Genomic DNA, 2,487 nt, shown 5'->3' with positions numbered 1-2,487 from the left:
CGATCTTCCTCTGTCACACCTGCAGCGCGTAGCCTTCTCCCCAAGGTGTGCTTCAGGTCATGAATGCGGATTCTGGCAAAGCCATCATGCGCCGGCCGCAAGAACTTCTCCTGCCACTTCTTCGCCGCCCTGACTCTGGCCTTCTTCCAGGCTGAGTCATTCATGCGGTGTACCGTCGTTTCATTCCCCTCGCCATCAGGCTTGCCAAATGGGAATACGTAGAGCTGATGCTTTCCGCGCTGCCTCTCGATCACCGACTTGGCCACGTCATTCAAAACGACCAGACGCTCGTCTCGGTTCTTCACGCCAGACCTGGCGCTCCTACCCCCAAAGCCGGCCGGTATCAGAAAGACGCTAGTCCCCAGTTCTGGTACCGCAATCTCCCAATTCCATTGAAGCTTGCACACCTCCTGCTCCCGGCACCCGGTGTTTACCTTGAACATCGCCATAGTCTGCAGGTGCGCTGGCAGCTCAGCGAACAGGATCGATTGCTCTTCCCACGAAAGCGGGTAGGGCCTCCTGCTGTTCGTTCTCTCATCAAGCAGTGAAATCATCGGTACCACGTCGAGCAGCGGCCGGCGTTCCTCATCCCGCCATTTCCGCGCGCAGAGGTTCAGCACGCGGATGACCCGCTGAAGGGCGATGTTCACGGTTCGGTTGGTGACTGGCTTTCCGACGCGAATCTTCATCGCGGCGACCATAAGGCCCATGCTCACGCAGCACCTCGCAAGGCTTTGTCATGAGTGAACAAGCCGTCCCAGGTTTTCTTCATAGGCAGCTCACCGGCCAGGTACAGGTCGTACAGGCGCACAGCGCCCTTCTTGAGCAAGACTGGCGTGAAGGAAATGAAGGCTTCTTTGCCGTGGGGAGTGACTTCGTGCTGGTGCTCGGTCATGTACTTGTCGCGGGCGTAGGAAGCCACGCGAAGGCGCAGACCGGACTTGCTCTCGTTGTAGAGCCAGCTCCGGCTCTCCAGGTACTTGCCCACCTGCATCACGTTGACCCCGTTGAGACCCTTGCAGAATTGGGTGTGGGTCATGCCTTCCTTGAACAGATTTTCCAGGGAGTGGATCTTGGTGGCCTGGGCTTCGACCTGAATGGTCAGCTGAAGTCGGGCCTGCTCGGCCTCAAAGGCCAGCTGGATCAGATCCATGCGAGAAAGCTCGCGCGGCTGGGCGATGACCGCCTCAAGCTCGCGCCAGCGGCGAACGACGGCCAGGCGCATCTTGGCGCTGTAGCCGGTCAGCAGCGTGTCGGTCATCTCTCGGTCGAGGTTGAAGCACGGCAGGAAGCGCCCGGTGCTGTCCTTGTACTGGGCTGAAAAATCAGCCGAGTCGATTTCGAGCTCAGCGAGCATCGAACGGATATCAGCCAGCACGTTCTTGTGCAGCTTTCCGGTCAGTTCGGCGATCTCAACAGACGACATAGTCCGCGCCACGTTTTGCGAACTCTGAAAACGTGGCGCGATATTGGTAGGGGTATTGCTGGAATTGGCAACTGGCCCGGGCGTGCAGCGTAAAGCGCCAAGAACAGTTATCCAGCGGGAGAACAAGCCGAAAGGCCCGCGGCTGGAGGAACAACACGAAGAAGGCCGGCGAGAACGTAGCCAGCAGCTGATCCCGGCCAGCAAGGATTTTTCACTGATGCACCTGGTTACCCGGGTGCATTGGGAAAACAACCAGCCCAGGAAGTACGACATGACCCTCTATTTGATCGATACCACCGCAAACAACGTTGTGGTCAGCACTCACAAGACCTTCTTCGCCGCAGTGACTAGACGTCACGACCTCGCGAAATTCGAGAATCGCCGCGGCTTTGGCGGCCTGGAAGTCGTAGAGCTACAGGCTCAAGAAAACGTCATGCAACTGACCAACGCCCTGCAATCTGGGGATTGGGGGAGCGGTGCGCGAGCTATTGCGCAGCTTGGCGCTGGGGCTGGGGCCTCTGCGAAGAGTCTTGCGGCCGCCCTGATACCCGCGGGGCTGCTGGCGGGCGTCATCGGTGGTCTCGGGTATGCCTACTTCGATGCCATGAAGCAGGCGCGGGAGTTCAACAGCGTTATCAATGGTGGCTCCAACGATGCAGGGCAAAGTGTAGCCAGCCTCAAGTCCATGAGTGATTCGGCTGGTACGCTGACCGGCAACCTGGCCGGTGCGCGCGAGGCTGTAATCGCTCTGGCATCTGGGGCGGCAACCAGCGGTGTCCAGATGCAGAACCTGGCCGAGGCCGCAGCGGCCATTGGTGAGGTCACGGGGAAGGGGGCGGGTGATATTGCGACGTCGCTGGCCAATGCTGGCAACACCGCAACGGAAGCGGCATCGAAGATCAGCGATCAATATGGGCTGCTGACCTACGAGCAGTACCAGGTCATCAAGGCCATCGATGAGCAGGGTGACCACCAGCTCGCGCTGGATACACTCAGTGAAAACCTGAATCAGTCTGCGCAGGAGCGGCTAAAAAACTACCGCGATTCGCTGTCGGACATCG

At 59.1% G+C, this 2,487-nt stretch carries 2 protein-coding genes and 1 pseudogene; 1 reads left to right on the top strand and 2 read right to left on the bottom strand.

The window, feature by feature from the left end; all coding sequences use genetic code 11:
• Both BLX41_RS16020 and BLX41_RS16015 read right to left on the bottom strand, forming a co-directional pair.
• A pseudogene (locus tag BLX41_RS16020) lies at positions 1 to 674 on the bottom strand (tyrosine-type recombinase/integrase); the annotation flags it as partial.
• 38 nt (positions 675 to 712) lie between these two features.
• The gene (locus BLX41_RS16015; RefSeq protein WP_259744950.1) at positions 713 to 1,426 is read right to left on the bottom strand and encodes a Rha family transcriptional regulator; all 714 of its coding nucleotides are present in this window, start codon (positions 1,424 to 1,426) and stop codon (positions 713 to 715) included.
• Between the two features lie 55 nt (positions 1,427 to 1,481).
• Between BLX41_RS16015 and BLX41_RS35490 the strand changes: the two genes are divergently transcribed.
• Positions 1,482 to 2,487, top strand: a 1,006-nt coding sequence (locus tag BLX41_RS35490; RefSeq protein ID WP_259744949.1) for a phage tail length tape measure family protein, incomplete at its 3' end; no start/stop codon positions are given.

Origin of the sequence: Pseudomonas protegens, from assembly GCF_003732485.1 — a bacterium.
Taxonomy (GTDB): domain Bacteria; phylum Pseudomonadota; class Gammaproteobacteria; order Pseudomonadales; family Pseudomonadaceae; genus Aquipseudomonas; species Aquipseudomonas protegens_B.
This window is presented reverse-complemented; position numbering and strand designations above follow the sequence as displayed.